This window comes from Streptococcus sp. 1055 (genome assembly GCF_013276815.1).
GTDB classification, from domain to species: Bacteria; Bacillota; Bacilli; order Lactobacillales; family Streptococcaceae; genus Streptococcus; species Streptococcus pseudopneumoniae.
On the sequence record NZ_VMLT01000007.1, the window covers coordinates 1 to 20,120 of the forward strand.

At 39.2% G+C, this 20,120-nt stretch carries 20 protein-coding genes and 2 pseudogenes; 20 read left to right on the forward strand and 2 right to left on the reverse strand.

Translation table 11 applies throughout. From position 1 onward, the window contains the following. A pseudogene (locus HT699_RS00730) lies at window positions 1-591 on the reverse strand (transposase family protein); the annotation flags it as partial. Window positions 592-932: 341 nt separating this feature from the next. On the opposite strand from HT699_RS00730, the gene HT699_RS00735 reads away from it, so the two are divergent. The 15 genes and pseudogenes from HT699_RS00735 (at window position 933) to tkt (ending at window position 15,976) form a co-directional block, all read left to right on the forward strand. Beyond that, complete coding sequence (locus HT699_RS00735; protein WP_138699995.1) at window positions 933-1,886, forward strand: class I SAM-dependent methyltransferase; 954 nt, start codon at window positions 933-935, stop codon at window positions 1,884-1,886. A 49-nt stretch (window positions 1,887-1,935) separates the two neighbouring features. Further along, the gene (locus tag HT699_RS00740; RefSeq protein ID WP_000167760.1) at window positions 1,936-3,126 is read left to right on the forward strand and encodes an acetate kinase; all 1,191 of its coding nucleotides are present in this window, start codon (window positions 1,936-1,938) and stop codon (window positions 3,124-3,126) included. Window positions 3,127-3,273: 147 nt separating this feature from the next. Then, a complete protein-coding gene (rnpA, locus tag HT699_RS00745; RefSeq protein ID WP_000739252.1) occupies window positions 3,274-3,645 on the forward strand; it encodes a ribonuclease P protein component in 372 nt (123 codons plus the stop codon). Further along, window positions 3,620-4,444, forward strand: coding sequence for a membrane protein insertase YidC (locus tag HT699_RS00750; RefSeq protein ID WP_000728104.1), 825 nt, complete (start codon window positions 3,620-3,622; stop codon window positions 4,442-4,444). The genes rnpA and HT699_RS00750 overlap by 26 nt, the downstream gene beginning before the upstream one ends. A gap of 17 nt (window positions 4,445-4,461) precedes the next feature. Next, window positions 4,462-5,448, forward strand: a complete 987-nt coding sequence (jag, locus tag HT699_RS00755) for an RNA-binding cell elongation regulator Jag/EloR (protein WP_172934020.1) — start codon at window positions 4,462-4,464, stop codon at window positions 5,446-5,448. A gap of 50 nt (window positions 5,449-5,498) precedes the next feature. Continuing rightward, window positions 5,499-6,122, forward strand: a pseudogene (locus HT699_RS00760) (HI_0552 family protein). A 130-nt stretch (window positions 6,123-6,252) separates the two neighbouring features. After that, window positions 6,253-7,710, forward strand: a complete 1,458-nt coding sequence (locus tag HT699_RS00765) for a PTS ascorbate transporter subunit IIC (RefSeq protein WP_172934021.1) — start codon at window positions 6,253-6,255, stop codon at window positions 7,708-7,710. 22 nt (window positions 7,711-7,732) lie between these two features. Beyond that, complete coding sequence (locus tag HT699_RS00770; protein WP_000241469.1) at window positions 7,733-8,014, forward strand: PTS sugar transporter subunit IIB; 282 nt, start codon at window positions 7,733-7,735, stop codon at window positions 8,012-8,014. A gap of 76 nt (window positions 8,015-8,090) precedes the next feature. After that, window positions 8,091-8,576 carry a PTS sugar transporter subunit IIA gene (locus HT699_RS00775; RefSeq protein WP_172934022.1) on the forward strand — a complete coding sequence of 162 codons (486 nt, stop codon included), beginning with the start codon at window positions 8,091-8,093 and terminating at the stop codon, window positions 8,574-8,576. A gap of 16 nt (window positions 8,577-8,592) precedes the next feature. Next, window positions 8,593-9,258 carry a 3-keto-L-gulonate-6-phosphate decarboxylase UlaD gene (locus tag HT699_RS00780; protein WP_172934023.1) on the forward strand — a complete coding sequence of 222 codons (666 nt, stop codon included), beginning with the start codon at window positions 8,593-8,595 and terminating at the stop codon, window positions 9,256-9,258. Window positions 9,259-9,261: 3 nt separating this feature from the next. After that, window positions 9,262-10,125, forward strand: coding sequence for an L-ribulose-5-phosphate 3-epimerase (locus tag HT699_RS00785; protein ID WP_172934024.1), 864 nt, complete (start codon window positions 9,262-9,264; stop codon window positions 10,123-10,125). A 1-nt stretch (window position 10,126) separates the two neighbouring features. Continuing rightward, a complete protein-coding gene (locus HT699_RS00790) occupies window positions 10,127-10,831 on the forward strand; it encodes an L-ribulose-5-phosphate 4-epimerase (protein WP_119942037.1) in 705 nt (234 codons plus the stop codon). 178 nt (window positions 10,832-11,009) lie between these two features. Continuing rightward, a complete protein-coding gene (locus HT699_RS00795) occupies window positions 11,010-12,683 on the forward strand; it encodes a transcription antiterminator (protein ID WP_119942039.1) in 1,674 nt (557 codons plus the stop codon). Window positions 12,684-12,794: 111 nt separating this feature from the next. Then, window positions 12,795-13,886, forward strand: coding sequence for an L-ascorbate 6-phosphate lactonase (ulaG, locus tag HT699_RS00800; RefSeq protein ID WP_119942040.1), 1,092 nt, complete (start codon window positions 12,795-12,797; stop codon window positions 13,884-13,886). A gap of 113 nt (window positions 13,887-13,999) precedes the next feature. Then, window positions 14,000-15,976, forward strand: coding sequence for a transketolase (tkt, locus tag HT699_RS00805; RefSeq protein ID WP_172934025.1), 1,977 nt, complete (start codon window positions 14,000-14,002; stop codon window positions 15,974-15,976). 113 nt (window positions 15,977-16,089) lie between these two features. Here the strand turns inward: tkt and HT699_RS00810 are convergent, their stop codons facing one another. Continuing rightward, on the reverse strand, window positions 16,090-16,710 hold the full coding sequence (locus HT699_RS00810; protein ID WP_119942044.1) for a hypothetical protein: 621 nt from the start codon (window positions 16,708-16,710) through the stop codon (window positions 16,090-16,092). A 78-nt stretch (window positions 16,711-16,788) separates the two neighbouring features. On the opposite strand from HT699_RS00810, the gene HT699_RS00815 reads away from it, so the two are divergent. From HT699_RS00815 to HT699_RS00835, 5 genes are all read left to right on the forward strand, one after another. Beyond that, window positions 16,789-16,989, forward strand: a complete 201-nt coding sequence (locus tag HT699_RS00815) for a hypothetical protein (protein WP_119942046.1) — start codon at window positions 16,789-16,791, stop codon at window positions 16,987-16,989. 98 nt (window positions 16,990-17,087) lie between these two features. Then, complete coding sequence (yajC, locus tag HT699_RS00820; RefSeq protein WP_001069051.1) at window positions 17,088-17,387, forward strand: preprotein translocase subunit YajC; 300 nt, start codon at window positions 17,088-17,090, stop codon at window positions 17,385-17,387. 46 nt (window positions 17,388-17,433) lie between these two features. Continuing rightward, window positions 17,434-17,862, forward strand: coding sequence for a low molecular weight protein-tyrosine-phosphatase (locus tag HT699_RS00825; protein WP_000737440.1), 429 nt, complete (start codon window positions 17,434-17,436; stop codon window positions 17,860-17,862). Window position 17,863: 1 nt separating this feature from the next. Beyond that, window positions 17,864-18,274, forward strand: a complete 411-nt coding sequence (locus HT699_RS00830) for an MORN repeat-containing protein (RefSeq protein ID WP_000429499.1) — start codon at window positions 17,864-17,866, stop codon at window positions 18,272-18,274. Between the two features lie 299 nt (window positions 18,275-18,573). Beyond that, the coding region (locus tag HT699_RS00835; protein ID WP_172934026.1) for an aldehyde dehydrogenase family protein at window positions 18,574-20,120 on the forward strand (1,547 nt) is incomplete at its 3' end.

Genomic DNA, 20,120 nt, shown 5'->3' on the forward strand with positions numbered 1-20,120 from the left:
GGAGTTTGCGCTTGAGGATATAGCTTCATGAGCCCTTGATAAGCACTGTCAGACAAGATTTTACCAGCTTGTCCGATATTTCTGCGACTCATTTTGAACAACTTCATATCATGACAATAGTTCACAGTGATCTCCAAAGAAACAATTCTCCCTTGACTTGTGACAATCGCTTGAGCCTTCATAGCGTGGCATTTCTTTTTACCAGAATCATTCGCTAATTGTTTTTTAGGGCGATGGATTTTTACTTCCGTCGCATCAATCATTACCGTGTCCTCAGAACTGAGAGGAGTTCTTGAAATCGTAAAACCACTTTGAACAAGAGTTACTTCAACCCATTGACTCCGATGGGTTAAGTTGCTTTCGTGAATAGCAAAATCAGCCGCAATTTGTTCATAAGTTCGATATTTTCGCACATATTGAAGTCGCCATAAGAAGGTCTTCTAGGCTTAGTTTAGGTTTTCGTCCCCCTTTTGCGTGTTTACCTTGATAAGCTGTTTTCAATACAGCTAACATCTCTTCAAAAGTCGTGCGCTGAACAGCAACAAGGAGCTTAAATCGTGTATCAGTTAGTTGTTTACTTGCTTCATAATTTTATTGTATCATATTTTTGTTTCACAGGAAGTCTAATAAATAAAAACTCTTTAAAATTTTGTTGGGAAAATGGGAAAAGATATAAATGGAAACTTAGTATAACACTTGGAAAACTCTGTAAAAATAGTAAGTCAATTCATGCCTCGTTTTTTCTCTAGGGATGGGCGGTTATATTTCTATGACCATTTGTCGTAATAAACATCCCTACCAAGGGTCAATAGAAATAAATTCAACGAAACTTTTGCTGTCAGATTTAGATGCCCAACTTGTCATTTATACTCTTTCATATAGGACTTTCTATAAGGATGGAAAAAAGAAGGGAAATTTGATAAGATAGGAATATGGATTTTGAAAAAATTGAACAAGCTTATACCTATTTACTAGAGAATGTCCAAGTCATCCAAAATGATTTGGCGACCAACTTTTATGACGCCTTAGTGGAGCAAAATAGCATCTATCTGGATGGCGAGACTGAGCTAAATCAGGTCAAGGAGAACAATCAGGCTCTTAAACGCTTAGCGCTTCTCAAAGAAGAATGGCTCAAGACCTACCAGTTTCTCTTGATGAAGGCTGGGCAGACAGAGCCCCTGCAGGCTAATCACCAGTTTACGCCAGATGCTATTGCCTTGCTTTTGGTATTTATTGTGGAAGAGTTGTTTACAGAGGAAGAAATCACTATCCTCGAAATGGGTTCTGGCATGGGAATTCTGGGCGCTACTTTCTTGACCTCGCTTGATAAAAAGGTGGATTACTTGGGAATGGAAGTGGATGATTTGCTGATTGATTTGGCAGCTAGCATGGCAGACGTGATCGGATTGCAGGCTGGCTTTGTCCAAGGAGATGCCGTTCGTCCACAAATGCTCAAAGAAAGCGATGTGGTCATCAGCGACTTGCCGGTCGGCTATTATCCTGATGATGCCGTTGCGTCGCGTCATCAAGTTGCTTCTAGCCAAGAATATACTTACGCCCATCACTTGCTCATGGAACAAGGGCTTAAGTATCTCAAGTTAGACGGATACGCTATTTTTCTAGCTCCGAGTGATTTGTTGACCAGCCCTCAAAGTGATTTGTTAAAAGGGTGGCTGAAAGAAGAGGCGAGTCTGGTTGCTATGATTAGTCTGCCTGAAAATCTCTTTGCCAATGTCAACCAATCTAAGACTATTTTTATCTTACAGAAGAAAAATGAAATAGCAGTAGAGCCTTTTGTGTATCCACTTGCTAGCTTGCAAGATGCAAGCATTTTAATGAAATTCAAAGAAAATTTTCAAAATTGGAGCAAAGGTACTGAAATATAAAATAGATTTTGTTATAATAGTTGAAAACGCTTAAAAGAGGTAATTGATAATGACAAAAACAATCGCAATAAATGCAGGAAGTTCAAGTTTAAAATGGCAATTATACTTAATGCCAGAAGAAAAAGTATTGGCGAAAGGCTTGATTGAACGTATCGGTTTGAAAGATTCAATTTCAACTGTAAAATTTGATGGCCGTTCTGAACAACAAATTTTAGATATCGAAAATCACACACAAGCTGTTAAAATCTTATTGGATGACTTGATTCGTTTCGATATTATCAAGGCTTATGATGAGATTACAGGTGTTGGACACCGTGTTGTTGCGGGTGGAGAATATTTCAAAGAATCAACAGTTGTTGAGGGGGATGTTTTAGAAAAAGTTGAAGAGTTGAGTTTGTTGGCTCCTCTCCACAATCCAGCCAATGCAGCAGGTGTTCGTGCCTTCAAGGAATTGTTGCCAGACATTACCAGTGTAGTTGTTTTTGATACTTCCTTCCACGCAAGTATGCCAGAGAAAGCTTATCGCTACCCTCTACCAACAAAATATTACACAGAAAACAAGGTTCGTAAATACGGTGCTCATGGTACAAGTCACCAGTTTGTAGCAGGAGAAGCTGCAAAACTCTTGGGACGTCCATTAGAAGACTTGAAGTTGATTACCTGTCATATTGGTAACGGAGGCTCAATTACAGCTGTGCAAGCCGGCAAATCTGTTGATACTTCTATGGGCTTCACTCCTCTGGGTGGTATTATGATGGGAACGCGTACAGGGGACATTGATCCAGCTATCATTCCTTATTTAATGCAATATACAGAGGATTTTAATACACCAGAAGATATCAGTAGTGTTCTTAATCGTGAATCGGGTCTTTTGGGAGTTTCTGCTAATTCTAGCGATATGCGTGACATAGAAGCTGCTGTAGCAGAAGGGAATCACGACGCTAGCTTGGCTTATGAAATGTATGTTGACCGTATTCAAAAACATATCGGTCAGTACCTTGCAGTACTAAATGGAGCAGATGCCATTGTTTTCACAGCAGGTGTTGGTGAAAATGCAGAAAATTTCCGTCATGATGTAATCTCAGGAATTTCGTGGTTTGGTTGTGATGTTGATGATGAAAAGAATATCTTTGGTGTGACAGGAGACATCTCAACAGATGCAGCGAAGATCCGTGTCTTGGTTATTCCAACAGATGAAGAATTAGTCATTGCCCGTGATGTTGAACGCTTGAAAAAATAAGTGAAACTAAAAAAATATTCAATACAAGGAGTTGGGAAAGAGATTTTCCGGCTCCTTTTTCTGATGAAATTGTGCAAAACCTTGCTATGATTGGCTTTTTTGAAAAATATGGTATAATAGTAGTAATTTAATAGATGGAGTTGAGTTTTGAAGAAAAACTTTCGTGTAAAAAGAGAGAAAGATTTTAAGGCGATTTTCAAGGAGGGGACAAGTTTTGCCAATCGCAAATTTGTCGTCTACCAACTAGAAAACCAGAAAAATCATTTTCGAGTAGGTCTATCAGTTAGCAAAAAACTGGGGAATGCCGTCACTAGAAATCAAATTAAGCGACGGATTCGGCATGTTATCCAGAATGCAAAAGGGAGTCTGGTAGAAGATGTCGACTTTGTTGTCATTGCTCGAAAAGGGGTTGAAACCTTGGGATACGCAGAGATGGAGAGAAATCTACTCCACGTATTAAAATTATCAAAGATTTACCAGGAAGGAAATGGGAGTGAAAAAGAAACTACAGTTGACTAGTTTGCTAGGACTGTCTCTATTGATCATGACAGCCTGTGCGACTAGTGGGACAACTAGCGATATTACAGCCAATTCGGCTGATTTTTGGAGTAAATTTGTTTACTTCTTTGCGGAAATCATTCGCTTTTTATCGTTTGATATTAGTATCGGAGTGGGGATTATTCTCTTTACGGTCTTGATTCGTACAGTCCTCTTGCCAGTCTTTCAGGTGCAAATGGTGGCTTCTAGGAAAATGCAGGAAGCTCAGCCACGCATTAAGGCGCTTCGAGAACAATATCCAGGTCGAGATATGGAAAGCAGAACCAAACTAGAGAAGGAAATGCGTAAAGTATTTAAAGAAATGGGTGTCAGACAGTCAGACTCTCTTTGGCCGATTTTGATTCAGATGCCGGTTATTTTGGCCCTGTTCCAAGCCCTATCAAGAGTTGACTTTTTAAAGACAGGTCATTTCTTATGGATTAACCTTGGTGGTGTAGATACAACCCTTGTTCTTCCGATTTTAGCAGCAGTATTCACCTTTTTAAGTACTTGGTTGTCCAACAAAGCCTTGTCTGAGCGTAATGGAGCTACGACAGCGATGATGTATGGGATTCCAGTCTTGATTTTTATCTTTGCAGTTTATGCGCCAGGTGGAGTTGCCCTATACTGGACAGTGTCCAATGCTTACCAAGTCTTGCAAACCTATTTCTTGAACAATCCATTCAAGATTATCGCAGAGCGCGAGGCTGTAGTACAGGCACAGAAAGATTTGGAAAATAGAAAAAGAAAAGCCAAGAAAAAGGCTCAGAAAACGAAATAATAAGGAGGAATCTGGTAATGGTAGTATTTACAGGTTCAACTGTTGAAGAAGCAATCCAGAAAGGATTGAAGGAATTAGATATTCCAAGGAAGAAGGCACATATTAAAGTCATTTCTCGTGAGAAAAAAGGGTTTCTTGGTTTATTTGGTAAAAAACCAGCCCAAGTGCATATTGAAGCGATTAGTGAAACGACTGTTGTCAAAGCAAATCAACAAGCTGTAAAGGGAGTTCCAAAACAAATCAATGATTTGAATGAGCCTGTTAAAACAGTTAGTGAAGCGACCGTTGATTTGGGTCATGTTGTAGAGGCAATTAAAAAGATTGAGGAAGAAGGTCAAGGTATTTCTGATGAAGTCAAGGCTGAAATCTTAAAACATGAAAGACATGCCAGCACTATCTTAGAAGAAACTGGTCACATTGAGATTTTAAATGAACTTCAAATCGAGGAAGCGATGAGGGAAGAAGCGGGCGCTGATGACCTTGAAACTGAGCAAGACCAGACTGAAAATCAAGACCTGACAGAGATGGGCTTGAAAGTTGGACCAAGCTTTGATATTGAACAAGTAGCTACGGAAGTAACGACTTATGTTCAAACGATTATTGATGACATGGATGTTGAGGCGACGATTTCAAATGACTATAACCGTCGTAGCATCAATCTACAAATTAACACCAACGAACCAGGTCGTATTATCGGTTACCATGGTAAAGTCTTGAAGTCCTTGCAACTGTTGGCTCAAAATTATCTTTATAATAGCTATTCAAGAACCTTCTATATTACAATCAATGTCAATGATTATGTTGAACACCGTGCAGAAGTCTTGCAGACCTATGCGCAAAAATTGGCGACTCGTGTTTTAGAAGAAGGGCGCAGTCATCAAACAGATCCAATGTCAAATAGCGAACGCAAGATTATCCATCGTATTATTTCACGTATGGATGGTGTGACTAGTTACTCTGAGGGTGACGAGCCCAATCGCTATGTCGTTGTAGATACAGAATAAGTAAAATCAGGGTTGACCTGATTTTTTGCTAGCTAGAGGAGATGAAACGGATGTTGAATAAGATAAGAGACTATTTAGACTTTGCTGGTTTGCAGTACCGTAATCCTGATAAAGCGGGAGCAGAGCGAGAGAAGATGCTGGTATTCCGCCACAAAGGGCAAGAGGCCCGAAAGGCTTTTACAGAACTGGCCAAAGCATTTCAAGCAAGCCATCCAGAATGGCAACTCCAACAGACTAGTCAGTGGATGAATCAGGCCTAGCGTTTGAGACCACATTTTTGGGTTTATCTACAGAGAGACGGACAAGTGACAGAACCTATGATGGCCTTACGTTTGTATGGGACATCTACTGACTTTGGAATTTCTTTGGAAGTCAGTTTCATCGAACGTAAGAAGGATGAGCAAACACTGGGCAAGCAGGCCAAAGTTTTAGAAATTCCAACCGTTAAAGGAATTTATTATCTAGCCTACTCTGATGGGCAAAGTCAACGGTGGGAGGCGAATGAAGAAAAGCATCGTACTTTACGCGAGAAGGTGAGAAGTCAAGAAGTTCGAAAAGTTTTAGTGAAGGTAGATGTTCCTATGACAGAAAATTCGTCTGAAGAAGAAATCGTAGAAGGCTTATTGAAGTCTTATTCTAAAATTCTTCCCTATTATCTAGCTACGAGAAAATAAGATAATTTGTAAAACATCATAAATCATACAGTCCAAGAGTGAACAGTCCGCTGTGTAATTCTTGGTCTTTTTGTTTGCGCTTTCGCATTATATAATAAACTTACAAAAACAATTCAAAAGGAGAACAATTATGGAAGTCGTTTCAAGTGTTCTAAATTGGTTTTCTAGCAATATTTTGCAGAATCCCGCATTTTTCGTAGGTTTATTGGTGTTGATAGGATACGCACTTTTGAAAAAACCTGCCCATGACGTTTTCTCAGGGTTTGTTAAAGCAACAGTAGGGTATATGTTGCTTAACGTGGGTGCTGGCGGTTTGGTTACAACCTTCCGTCCAATCTTAGCAGCCCTTAACTACAAATTCCAAATTGGTGCAGCGGTTATCGACCCTTACTTTGGACTTGCTGCAGCAAACAACAAAATTGCAGCAGAGTTTCCAGATTTTGTTGGAACTGCAACTACAGCTCTATTGATTGGTTTCGGAATAAATATCTTGCTCGTAGCTCTTCGAAAGATTACGAAGGTAAGAACCCTCTTTATTACTGGTCACATCATGGTACAACAAGCTGCAACAGTATCTCTTATGGTTCTATTCTTAGTACCACAATTGCGCAATGCTTACGGTACAGCAGCGATTGGTATCATCTGTGGACTTTACTGGGCAGTTAGTTCAAATATGACTGTTGAGGCAACTCAACGTTTGACTGGTGGTGGCGGATTTGAGATTGGTCACCAACAGCAATTTGCAATCTGGTTTGTAGATAAAGTAGCAGGACGCTTTGGTAAGAAAGAAGAAAGTTTAGACAATCTTAAATTACCTAAGTTCCTCTCAATCTTCCACGATACAGTTGTTGCATCTGCTACCTTGATGCTCGTATTCTTCGGAGCCATTCTTTTAATCTTGGGTCCAGACATTATGTCTAATAAAGAAGTCATCACTTCAGGAACTCTATTCAATCCTGCTAAACAAGATTTCTTTATGTACATTATCCAAACAGCCTTTACCTTCTCAGTTTACTTGTTCGTTTTGATGCAAGGTGTCCGAATGTTCGTATCTGAGTTGACAAACGCCTTCCAAGGTATTTCAAACAAATTGTTGCCAGGTTCATTCCCAGCGGTTGACGTTGCAGCTTCTTATGGATTTGGTTCTCCAAATGCTGTCTTGTCAGGATTTACCTTTGGTTTGATTGGTCAATTGATTACAATTGTCTTGCTCATCGTCTTTAAAAATCCGATTCTTATTATTACAGGATTTGTACCAGTGTTCTTTGACAATGCAGCCATTGCGGTCTACGCTGATAAACGCGGCGGATGGAAAGCGGCTGTTATCCTTTCCTTTATATCAGGTGTCCTTCAAGTTGCTCTAGGAGCTCTTTGTGTGGCCCTTCTCGATTTGGCATCTTATGGTGGCTACCATGGAAATATCGACTTTGAATTCCCATGGCTTGGATTTGGATATATCTTCAAATACCTTGCTATTGTTGGTTATGTACTTGTGTGTCTCTTCTTGCTTGTTATTCCTCAACTTCAATTTGCCAAAGCAAAAGATAAAGAGAAATATTACAACGGTGAAGTTCAAGAAGAAGCTTAGTATCTAGAAAAGGAGAAATAAAATGGTTAAAGTATTAGCAGCGTGCGGAAATGGAATGGGTTCATCAATGGTTATCAAGATGAAGGTTGAAAATGCTCTCCGTAAGCTTAATCAAACAGATTTTACAGTCAATTCATGCAGTGTCGGTGAAGCTAAAGGTTTAGCAGTAGGATATGACATCGTAATCGCTTCTCTTCATTTGATTCAAGAATTGGAAGGGCGAACTAATGGGAAGTTAATTGGGCTTGATAACTTGATGGATGATAAAGAAATCACCGAAAAACTCAGTCAAGCACTACAGTAAAAGGTTGGAGGGGGCTGGACAGAAACTGAGAGTTATCGTTTCTGTCCTTCTCCCTCTTTAAATAAAGGAGGCAGATATGAATTTAAAACAAGCTTTAATTGACAACGACTCGATCCGACTAGGTTTAGAGGCTAACGATTGGAAAGAAGCAGTCAAGGTAGCAGTAGATCCCTTGATTGAAAGTGGGGCAATTTTGCCAGAGTATTACGATGCTATCATTGAATCGACTGAAGAGTATGGGCCTTACTATATCTTGATGCCAGGTATGGCTATGCCCCACGCTAGACCTGAAGCTGGTGTGCAAAGTGATGCCTTTTCATTGATTACCTTACAAAATCCTGTTGTATTTTCAGATGGGAAAGAGGTATCTGTTTTGTTGGCACTAGCAGCAACAAGCTCAAAAATTCACACAAGTGTAGCCATTCCACAAATTATTGTCCTGTTTGAATTAGAAGATTCTATTGCACGTTTACAGGCTTGCCAGACTAAAGAAGATGTCTTGGCTATGATTGAAGAATCTAAGGATAGCCCTTATCTCGAAGGATTGGATTTGGAAAGTTAGAAAGAGGAATAAAGAAATGACAAAAAGAATACCTAATTTACAAGTTGCATTAGACTATTCAGACTTGCAAGGAGCGATTAAAGCAGCTGTTTCTGTTGGTCAGGAAGTAGATATTATCGAAGCTGGAACTGTTTGCTTGCTTCAAGTTGGAAGTGAACTGGCTGAAGTCTTGCGTAGCCTTTTCCCAGATAAGATTATTGTGGCAGACACAAAATGTGCTGATGCTGGTGGAACAGTTGCTAAAAATAATGCGGTTCGTGGAGCAGACTGGATGACTTGTATCTGTTGTGCAACCATCCCTACTATGGAAGCAGCTCTAAAGGCTATCAAGACTGAACGAGGAGAACGAGGCGAAATCCAGATCGAGCTTTATGGCGATTGGACTTTTGAACAAGCTCAGCTTTGGCTAGATGCAGGTATTTCACAAGCTATTTATCACCAATCTCGTGATGCTCTTCTTGCTGGTGAAACTTGGGGTGAAAAAGACCTTAATAAGGTTAAAAAACTCATTGACATGGGCTTCCGAGTTTCTGTAACCGGTGGTCTAGATGTAGATACTCTCAAACTCTTTGAAGGCGTTGATGTCTTTACCTTTATCGCAGGTCGTGGAATTACGGAGGCTGCGGATCCAGCAGGAGCAGCGCGTGCCTTCAAGGATGAAATCAAACGAATTTGGGGGTAAACCATGGCACGTCCGATTGGAATTTATGAGAAGGCAACCCCGACACACTTTACTTGGCTAGAACGTTTAAATTTTGCCAAGGAGTTAGGCTTTGATTTTGTCGAGATGTCTATTGACGAACGTGACGAGCGTTTAGCAAGACTTGACTGGAGTAAGGAAGAACGCTTGGAAGTTGTCAAAGCAATCTATGGAACTGGTGTTCGTATTCCTTCTATCTGTTTTTCAGGCCATCGTCGCTACCCATTGGGTTCAAAAGATCCAGTTCTAGAGGAAAAATCTCTAGAACTCATGAAAAAATGTATCGAATTAGCTCAAGACTTGGGAGTTCGTACGATTCAATTAGCTGGTTACGATGTTTACTATGAGGAAAAGTCACCCCAGACACGCCAACGTTTTATCAAAAATTTGAGAAAAGCCTGTGACTGGGCTGAAGAAGCTCAGGTGGTACTTGCTATTGAAATTATGGATGATCCTTTCATCAATAGCATCGAAAAATATTTGGCTATAGAAAAAGAGATTGACTCTCCCTTCCTCTTTGTATATCCAGATATTGGTAATGTGTCTGCATGGCATAATGATATCTATAGTGAGTTTTATCTTGGTCATCATGCCATCGCAGCTCTCCATCTCAAGGATACTTATGCAGTGACAGAAAGTTCAAAGGGGCAGTTCCGAGATGTACCTTTTGGGCAAGGTTGTGTCAAATGGGAAGAAGCTTTCGATATTTTAAAACAAACCAATTATAATGGACCTTTCCTAATCGAAATGTGGTCTGAAAATTGTGAAACAGTAGAAGAAACACGCGCAGCCATTCAAGAGGCGCAAGCTTTTCTCTATCCACTCATTAAGAAAGCAGGTTTGATGTAAGATGAATCAAGTAATCGATGCTATGCGTAAACGAGTCTGTGATGCCAATCAATCATTGCCAAAACATGGACTTGTCAAATTTACCTGGGGGAATGTATCTGAAGTCAATCGCGAACTCGGTGTCATTGTTATCAAACCATCAGGCGTGGATTATGACGAATTGACACCTGAAAACATGGTAGTGACTGATCTAGATGGTAAGATCCTAGAAGGGGATTTAAGACCATCTTCCGACCTCCCAACTCATGTGCAATTATATAAGGCTTGGTCAGAAATTGGTAGTGTGGTTCACACCCATTCGACAGAAGCTGTTGGTTGGGCTCAGGCAGGTCGTGATATTCCTTTCTACGGAACAACCCATGCAGATTATTTCTACGGTTCAATCCCTTGCGCCCGTAGTTTGACCAAGGACGAAGTAGAAGTGACCTATGAAAAAGATACTGGCCTGGTTATCGTAGAAGAGTTTGAACATCGCGGACTTAACCCGGTTGAAGTACCAGGAATTGTTGTACGCAATCACGGTCCATTCACCTGGGGCAAAAATCCAGAGAATGCTGTTTATCACTCTGTCGTACTAGAGGAAGTATCAAAGATGAATCGCTTTACAGAACAAATCAATCCAAGAGTTGGACCTGCTCCCCAGTACATACTAGAAAAGCACTACCAACGTAAACATGGACCAAATGCTTATTATGGTCAAAAGTAAGAACGATGAAGGAGGAGAAAAAGATAAATTTAGCTCCTCTTTTTACATTTGATTTTTATTGAGAGTAAAGTTGGAGTTGAAGTAATTTTGAAAGATTTTTTAGAAATAGCGCTTTATATATATATGGTAAAATAAAAAGAATTGCTGTGATATCAATAGATTTGGGGGATTTTTTAATATGGTACTGGATAAGGCAAGTTGTGATTTGCTTCAATATTTGATGGATCAAGAAACGTCCAAAACGATTATGGCGATTTCGAAAGATTTGAAAGAGTCAAGAAGGAAAATTTATTATCACATTGACAAAATCAATGCTGCTCTGGGTGACGAGGCGCTTCACATCATTAGTATTCCACGAATTGGTATTCACTTAACGGAAGAGCAGAGAGATGCTTGTTGTAAACTATTATCGGAAGTAGATTCGTACGATTATATCATGAGTGCGCATGAACGTATGATGATAATGTTATTATGGATAGGTATTTCTAAAGAACGTATTACGATTGAAAAATTGATAGAGTTAACAGAGGTATCTAGGAATACTGTTCTCAATGATTTGAATAGTATTCGTTATCAACTAACTTTGGAACAATATCAGGTGACCTTGCAAGTGAGCAAGTCACAGGGATACCACCTTCATGCCCACCCTCTTAATAAAATTCAGTATCTTCAATCGCTTCTATATCATATTTTTATGGAAGAAAATGCCACTTTTGTATCTATTTTAGAAGATAAGATGAAAGAGAGGTTAGATGATGAGTGTTTGCTTTCTGTTGAAATGAACCAATTTTTTAAGGAACAGGTTCCTTTAGTTGAACAAGATTTAGGGAAGAAAATAAACCATCATGAAATAACTTTTATGTTGCAGGTTCTACCTTATTTGCTGTTAAGCTGTCATAATGTTGAACAGTATCAAGAAAGACATCAGGATATAGAGAAAGAATTTTCTTTGATAAGAAAAAGAATAGAGTATCAGGTGTCTAAGAAGTTAGGAGAACGGTTGTTTCAAAAGTTTGAAATTTCTTTGTCAGGACTTGAAGTTTCTCTTGTAGCTGTTCTCCTACTCTCCTATCGTAAAGATTTGGATATTCATGCAGAAAGTGATGATTTTCGGCAATTAAAACTTGCTTTAGAAGAATTTATCTGGTATTTTGAATCACAAATCCGAATGGAGATTGAGAACAAGGATGATTTGTTACGAAATTTGATGATCCACTGTAAAGCCTTGTTATTTAGAAAGACTTACGGTATTTTTTCTAAAAATCCTCTAACAAAACAAATTCGATTCAAGTATGAAGAATTATTTTTAGTCACTAGAAAATCTGCGGAAATTTTAGAAGGAGCATGGTTTATTCGGCTAACAGACGATGATATTGCCTATTTGACGATTCATATTGGAGGATTTTTGAAGTATACACCATCGTCTCAAAAAAATATGAAAAAAGTTTATCTCGTTTGTGATGAAGGTGTTGCGGTTTCGAGACTTTTGCTGAAACAATGCAAACTTTATTTTCCAAATGAGCAAATTGGCACTGTATTTACAACAGAACAATTTAAGAGTGTGGAAGATATTGCACAAGTTGATGTAGTGATTACTACTAATGATGATTTGGATAGCAGATTTCCGATTTTAAGGGTTAATCCTATCCTTGAAGCAGAAGATATTTTGAAAATGCTAGACTATCTTAAACACAATATATTTCGTAATGAGAGCAAAAGTTTCAGTGAAAATCTTTCTAGTCTTATTTCGTCTTATATTGTAGACAGCAAGTTGGCTAGTAAGTTCCAAGAAGAGGTTCAAACACTTATAAATCAAGAAATAGTAGTTCAAGCTTTTTTGGAAGATATTTGAAGGACAGTCCAATGATGAACACAAACCTGTGTTTTTCTTGGTCTTTTTTAGTGTTTTGAAGGGTGGTATACTAATCTCAAAGATAACAATTATATCCAAAGGAGGCAACATATGCCAAACGTCAAAGAAATTACAAGAGAGTCATGGATTTTAGCCACTTTCCCAGAGTGGGGAACATGGTTGAACGAAGAAATCGAAGAAGAAGTCGTACCTGAAGGCAACTTTGCCATGTGGTGGCTAGGCAACTGTGGTACTTGGATTAAGACACCAGCTGGTGCTAACGTTGTCATGGACCTTTGGTCAAACCGTGGAAAATCAACTAAAAAAGTGAAAGATATGGTTCGTGGGCACCAAATGGCAAATATGGCAGGTGTTCGTAAGTTGCAACCAAACTTGCGTGTTCAGCCAATGGTTATCGATCCATTTGCTATCAATGAACTAGACTATTACTTAGTTTCACACTTCCACAGTGATCATATCGACCCATACACAGCTGCAGCAATTCTCAACAATCCTAAGTTAGAGCATGTTAAGTTTATCGGTCCTTACCACTGTGGACGAATCTGGGAAGGATGGGGTGTTCCAAAAGAACGTATCATCGTTGTGAAGCCAGGTGACACTATCGAATTAAAAGATATGAAGATTCATGCAGTAGAATCATTTGACCGTACTTGCTTGGTAACTCTCCCAGTGAACGGTGCTGATGAGACAGACGGTGAACTTGCTGGCTTGGCTGTTACAGATGAAGAAATGGCTCAAAAGGCTGTTAACTATATCTTTGAAACACCAGGTGGAACCATCTATCATGGTGCAGATTCTCACTTCTCAAACTATTTTGCAAAACATGGTAAAGACTTTAAAATTGATGTTGCTTTGAATAACTATGGTGAAAATCCGGTAGGTATCCAAGACAAAATGACATCTATCGACCTTCTTCGTATGGCAGAAAATCTGCGTACCAAAGTCATTATCCCAGTTCACTATGATATCTGGTCTAACTTCATGGCTTCTACTAATGAGATTCTAGAACTTTGGAAAATGCGAAAAGATCGCTTGCAATACGATTTCCATCCATTTATCTGGGAAGTTGGCGGTAAGTATACTTATCCTCAAGATCAACACTTAGTAGAATACCATCATCCACGTGGTTTTGACGATTGTTTTGAACAAGACTCTAACATTCAATTTAAAGCTTTGCTATAATATAAAAATATTCTTTGGAGGTTATCCGTATGTTGCATGATACGGATAATTTTCATATAATAGTAGAATAGAATGTGTGATTCAATAATCACCTCAAATAGAAAGGAAATTCTATGTCAAATCTATCTGTTAATGCAATTCGTTTCCTAGGTATTGACGCTATCAACAAAGCCAACTCAGGTCACCCAGGTGTGGTTATGGGAGCAGCTCCGATGGCATATAGCCTCTTTACAAAACAACTTCGTATCAATCCAGCTCAACCAAACTGGATCAACCGTGACCGCTTTATTCTTTCAGCTGGTCATGGTTCAATGCTTCTTTATGCCCTTCTTCACCTTTCTGGCTTTGAAGATGTTAGTATGGATGAGATCAAGAGCTTCCGTCAATGGGGTTCAAAAACACCAGGTCACCCAGAATTTGGCCATACAGCAGGGATTGATGCTACGACAGGTCCTCTAGGGCAAGGGATTTCAACTGCCACTGGTTTTGCCCAAGCAGAACGTTTCTTGGCAGCCAAATATAACCGCGAAGGCTACAATATCTTTGACCACTATACTTACGTTATCTGTGGAGACGGAGACTTGATGGAAGGTGTCTCAAGCGAGGCGGCTTCATACGCAGGTCTGCAAAAACTTGATAAGTTGGTTGTTCTTTATGATTCAAATGACATCAACTTGGATGGTGAGACAAAAGATTCCTTCACAGAAAGTGTTCGTGACCGTTACAATGCCTATGGTTGGCATACTGCCTTGGTTGAAGATGGAACAGATTTAGAAGCAATCCATGCTGCTATCGAAGTAGCTAAAGCTTCAGGTAAACCATCTTTGATTGAAGTGAAGACGGTTATTGGATACGGTTCTCCAAACAAACAGGGAACTAATGCTGTACACGGTGCTCCTCTTGGAGCAGATGAAACTGCAGCAACTCGTCAAGCCCTCGGTTGGGACTATGAACCATTTGAAATTCCAGAACAAGTATATGCTGATTTCAAAGAACATGTTGTAGACCGTGGCGCATCAGCTTATCAAGCTTGGACTAAATTAGTCGCAGATTACAAAGAAGCGCATCCAGAATTGGCTGCAGAAGTAGAAGCTATCATCGATGGACGTGAGCCAGTTGAAGTGACTCCAGCAGACTTCCCAGCCTTAGAAAATGGCTTCTCTCAAGCAACTCGTAACTCGAGCCAAGATGCCTTGAACGTTGTAGCTGCTAAATTGCCAACTTTCTTGGGTGGATCAGCTGACCTAGCTCACTCAAACATGACTTACATTAAAACAGATGGACTTCAAGACGATGCTAATCGCTTGAACCGTAACATTCAGTTTGGTGTTCGTGAATTTGCCATGGGAACGATCTTGAACGGGATGGCTCTTCACGGTGGACTTCGTGTATACGGTGGAACTTTCTTCGTCTTCTCTGACTATGTGAAGGCAGCAGTCCGCTTGTCAGCCCTGCAAGGACTTCCTGTGACTTATGTCTTTACCCACGATTCAATCGCAGTTGGGGAAGACGGTCCAACGCACGAACCAGTTGAGCACTTGGCAGGTCTTCGTGCCATGCCAAATCTAAATGTTTTCCGCCCAGCAGATGCGCGTGAAACGCAAGCAGCTTGGTACCTTGCAGTGACAAGCGAAAACACACCAACTGCCCTTGTCTTGACACGTCAAAACTTGACTGTTGAAGAAGGGACAGACTTCGGCAAGGTTGCTAAAGGTGCTTATGTTGTCTATGAAAATACAGTCGACTTTGATACCATCTTGATTGCGACAGGTTCAGAGGTCAATCTAGCTGTCTCAGCTGCCAAAGAATTGGCTAGTCAAGGCGCAAAAGTCCGCGTAGTCAGCATGCCATCTACAGATGTCTTTGATAAACAAGATGCAGCTTACAAGGAAGAAATTCTTCCAAATGCAGTCCGCCGTCGTGTTGCAGTCGAAATGGGTGCAAGTCAAAACTGGTACAAATATGTTGGTCTAGATGGTGCTGTTCTTGGTATTGATACCTTCGGAGCCTCTGCCCCAGCACCAAAAGTATTGGCAGAATATGGCTTTACTGTAGAAAATCTTGTAGAATTTGTGAATAACTTGAAATAATGAAATTAAAAGTTTTAAGGAATTCAATAGTAGATGATTGCTTATAAAAATGGTGGAACGAATTCCGTTCCACCATTTTCTATAGGACATAAAAGAGATGTTAGATTAATTTATTAAAAATTAACGTAGGTGGTTTCAGTCTTGACATAGCCTGAATAGTCAGAGTTTTTATAAAACTTAGTAATAAATTTCCATTTCCGTTGATGCGCATTTATATAAGTGGTAGTGATGTAGTACGGATAAGGGTTATTTGATTGAAGCCAGGATTGATAGACGCTTATACCGGAAAATGCTGCGCCAATTATCCAAGTCCAAGGACCACCAATAATAGCTCCTAATTGTGCAAAGAATGCACTTAACCCCAAATTCATCAAATTATCTCTAAAAGAATTTTCCAGTACATTTCCTCTGACGGTTGAGACATAATGCCAAGCTTTTGGATCTATTGAACGAAAAGTTACTGAGTTGCCAATTGAATTGAGCTCATATTCACTAAAAAATTGACCATTCAAGTAAACACCATCTGGACGTTTTTCAATGACATCTTTTTTACCATCACTATAAATAATTTCAAGAACGGTATCGTTTATGATGTTTATCTGTGTGGAGTCCGAATTATCCTCAGTTTGTGTTGTGTATAGATCATTATTTGCTAAAACAGATAGTGGTGAAACAACTACAACACATAAGCAAATTGTAGCTAGAAGACAAAAATACTTGAAATGTTTATACATAATAATTTCTCCTTTTTATTTGATTTTTTTTTAATTTAATTATACACTAAAAACACAGAAAAAGAAAGCGGTAACAAAATGAAAGTATCTATTTTTTTTAAAAAAAGTTTCTGGCCAACCTTTTTGATTATTAACCAAACAATTATACTATTACATTTAAAGGATGGTTTGGATCGGCAATATCTAACGACTGAGTACATATATTGGGTTGTAGGCACATTTATATTTGTAAATATTTTAGTTGGAGTGTTTAGTAATATTAAAATAAAAGAGGATTGAAAATAGATTTGATTCTTACTAGAAAAGCAAGGTACAATCTTGTAAAAGTAGCTGAAATTTGATATAGTAGTCCTATGTAAAAGACAAAGGAGAAAACAATGAATCCAAATATTACTTTTTTAATCATGCTTGTAGGTATGATGGCCTTGATGTTCTTTATGCAACGTTCTCAAAAGAAACAAGCTCAAAAGCGTATGGAAAGCTTAAATAAACTACAAAAAGGCTATGAAGTGATTACAATCGGTGGACTGTATGGAACAGTCGATGAAGTAGATACGGAGAAGGGAACAATAGTTCTTGACGTAGATGGAGTTTACTTGACTTTTGAACTAGCTGCTATCAAGACAGTATTACCGCTGAAAGAAACAGCTTCACTAGAAGGCGCAATTGAAAAATAAGACGGGATCACGAACTCCCGTTTTTCTATAAAAGAAAGGAAATGGGATGAAAAAATTAGTCTTTGTCTGTCTGGGAAATATTTGCCGTAGCCCTATGGCCGAGTTTGTTATGAAATCAATGACAGATAACTACGAAATCCAAAGTCGAGCAACTTCCTCTTGGGAACATGGCAATCCGATTCATAAGGGGACTCAGGGAATTTTTCAAGAGTATGAGATTCCTTATGACAAGAACAAGACATCGCTTCAGATTAGTAAGGAAGATTTTGAAGCCTTTGATTATATTATCGGAATGGACGCTTCAAATATTTCTGACTTACGTCAGATGTGTCCAGTAGACTGTCAAGATAAGATTTACTCATTTTCATCTGAAAGTGTTCCAGACCCTTGGTATACAGGAGATTTTGAAGAAACCTATCGACGTGTTCAAGAGGGCTGTCAAGCTTGGTTAGAACGTTTAGAAAAGGAGAGTTAAGGTGGAAAATCTTACGAATTTTTACGAAAAGTATCGTGTCTATCTGACTCGTCCACGATTAGAGCTTTTGGCAGTAGTTACCATTGTTTTCTGTGCTGTACTCGTCTTTTTTCTAAATATTCCAGGAAAAGGTGTCTTAAAACTCGATAATGGAACGATTGTTTATGATGGCAGTCTTGTCCGTGGTAAAATGAATGGTCAAGGTACCATTACCTTCCAAAATGGAGACCAATATACAGGTGGCTTCAACAATGGAGCCTTCAACGGAAAAGGTACCTTTCAATCTAAAGAAGGCTGGACCTACGAAGGTGATTTTGTAAATGGTCAGGCTGAAGGAAAAGGGAAACTAACAACAGAACAAGAAGTCGTTTATGAAGGAACTTTTAAACAAGGCGTTTTTCAACAAAAATAAAGCCTCCTTATCAAAGGAGGTATTATTAGAATTACAAGGTAAGCGCTTACCTGTAAATCCCTTTCTTTCCAAATCTCTCTTCCAAGCAAGTTTGTGAAATAAAAAATATTTGAAATAAATTTCACAAACTTCAAAGATAAAACCTGATAAGAAAAGAAAATGAGAAAAGTTTCACAAGAGTTTAAAAATTCTTTGTGAAATGTTTATGAAACTGTTTACAAAGTTGAAATAATACGTTATAATAAACTTGTGAAAAAATTAACAAAGGATATCGATCCTTGAAAGCTATGGAGGAAAATATGGCTGATAAAAAAACTGTGACACCAGAGGAAAAGAAACTCGTTGCTGAAAAACACGTAGATGAGTTGGTTCAAAAAGCTCTAGTTGCCCTTGAAGAAATGCGTAAATTGGATCAAGAGCAAGTTGACTACATCGTTGCCAAAGCATCAGTAGCAGCTTTGGATGCCCACGGAGAATTGGCTTTACATGCCTTTGAAGAAACAGGACGTGGTGTATTTGAAGATAAAGCAACTAAGAACTTGTTTGCCTGTGAACACGTAGTAAACAACATGCGTGGAGTTAAAACAGTTGGAGTTATCGAAGATGATCCAATTACAGGGTTGACGAAGATTGCTGAACCTGTTGGTGTAATTTGTGGTCTCACTCCAACAACCAACCCAACTTCAACAGCTATTTTCAAATCATTGATTTCATTGAAGACACGTAACCCAATCGTCTTTGCCTTCCACCCATCAGCACAAGAATCATCAGCTCATGCAGCTCGCATCGTCCGCGATGCAGCTATCGCAGCTGGTGCTCCTGAAAACTGTGTGCAATGGATCACTGAACCATCTATGGAAGCAACAAGTGCCCTTATGAACCACGAAGGTGTTGCGACAATCCTTGCAACAGGTGGTAATGCCATGGTTAAAGCGGCTTACTCATGTGGTAAACCAGCTCTTGGGGTAGGTGCCGGAAACGTTCCAGCTTATGTTGAAAAATCAGCTAACATCCGCCAAGCTGCGCACGATATCGTCATGTCTAAATCATTTGACAACGGTATGGTTTGTGCCTCAGAGCAAGCGGTTATCATTGACAAAGAAATTTACGATGAATTTGTAGCAGAGTTCAAATCATATCATACTTACTTTGTAAACAAAAAAGAAAAAGCACTTCTTGAAGAGTTCTGCTTCGGTGTGAAAGCAAACAGCAAAAACTGTGCTGGTGCAAAATTGAACGCTGACATCGTTGGTAAACCAGCAACTTGGATTGCAGAACAAGCAGGATTTACAGTTCCAGAAGGAACAAATATTCTTGCTGCAGAATGTAAAGAAGTTGGTGAAAATGAGCCATTGACTCGTGAAAAATTGTCACCAGTTATCGCAGTTTTGAAATCTGAAAGCCGTGAAGATGGTATTACTAAGGCTCGTCAAATGGTTGAATTTAACGGTCTTGGACACTCAGCAGCCATCCACACAGCTGACGAAGAATTGACTAAAGAATTTGGTAAAGCTGTTAAAGCTATTCGTGTTATCTGTAACTCACCTTCTACTTTCGGTGGTATCGGGGATGTTTACAATGCCTTCTTGCCATCATTGACACTTGGATGTGGTTCTTACGGACGCAACTCAGTTGGGGATAACGTTAGTGCCATTAACCTCTTGAATATCAAAAAAGTCGGAAGACGGAGAAATAACATGCAATGGATGAAACTTCCTTCAAAAACATACTTTGAACGTGATTCAATTCAATACCTTCAAAAATGTCGTGACGTTGAACGTGTCATGATCGTTACTGACCATGCCATGGTAGAGCTTGGTTTCCTTGATCGTATCATCGAACAACT

Bases quoted from the DNA above. Each gene is read 5' to 3' on its own strand.
- HT699_RS00735 (WP_138699995.1), top strand. From the start codon at position 933: ATGGATTTTGAAAAAATTGAACAAGCTTATACCTATTTACTAGAGAAT.
- HT699_RS00775 (WP_172934022.1), top strand. From the start codon at position 8,091: ATGAATTTAAAACAAGCTTTAATTGACAACGACTCGATCCGACTAGGT.
- HT699_RS00765 (WP_172934021.1), top strand. From the start codon at position 6,253: ATGGAAGTCGTTTCAAGTGTTCTAAATTGGTTTTCTAGCAATATTTTG.
- HT699_RS00825 (WP_000737440.1), top strand. From the start codon at position 17,434: ATGAAAAAATTAGTCTTTGTCTGTCTGGGAAATATTTGCCGTAGCCCT.
- HT699_RS00770 (WP_000241469.1), top strand. From the start codon at position 7,733: ATGGTTAAAGTATTAGCAGCGTGCGGAAATGGAATGGGTTCATCAATG.
- HT699_RS00780 (WP_172934023.1), top strand. From the start codon at position 8,593: ATGACAAAAAGAATACCTAATTTACAAGTTGCATTAGACTATTCAGAC.
- yajC (WP_001069051.1), top strand. From the start codon at position 17,088: ATGAATCCAAATATTACTTTTTTAATCATGCTTGTAGGTATGATGGCC.
- HT699_RS00740 (WP_000167760.1), top strand. From the start codon at position 1,936: ATGACAAAAACAATCGCAATAAATGCAGGAAGTTCAAGTTTAAAATGG.
- HT699_RS00790 (WP_119942037.1), top strand. From the start codon at position 10,127: ATGAATCAAGTAATCGATGCTATGCGTAAACGAGTCTGTGATGCCAAT.
- tkt (WP_172934025.1), top strand. From the start codon at position 14,000: ATGTCAAATCTATCTGTTAATGCAATTCGTTTCCTAGGTATTGACGCT.
- HT699_RS00810 (WP_119942044.1), bottom strand. From the start codon at position 16,710: ATGTATAAACATTTCAAGTATTTTTGTCTTCTAGCTACAATTTGCTTA.
- HT699_RS00795 (WP_119942039.1), top strand. From the start codon at position 11,010: ATGGTACTGGATAAGGCAAGTTGTGATTTGCTTCAATATTTGATGGAT.
- HT699_RS00785 (WP_172934024.1), top strand. From the start codon at position 9,262: ATGGCACGTCCGATTGGAATTTATGAGAAGGCAACCCCGACACACTTT.
- HT699_RS00815 (WP_119942046.1), top strand. From the start codon at position 16,789: ATGAAAGTATCTATTTTTTTTAAAAAAAGTTTCTGGCCAACCTTTTTG.
- jag (WP_172934020.1), top strand. From the start codon at position 4,462: ATGGTAGTATTTACAGGTTCAACTGTTGAAGAAGCAATCCAGAAAGGA.
- ulaG (WP_119942040.1), top strand. From the start codon at position 12,795: ATGCCAAACGTCAAAGAAATTACAAGAGAGTCATGGATTTTAGCCACT.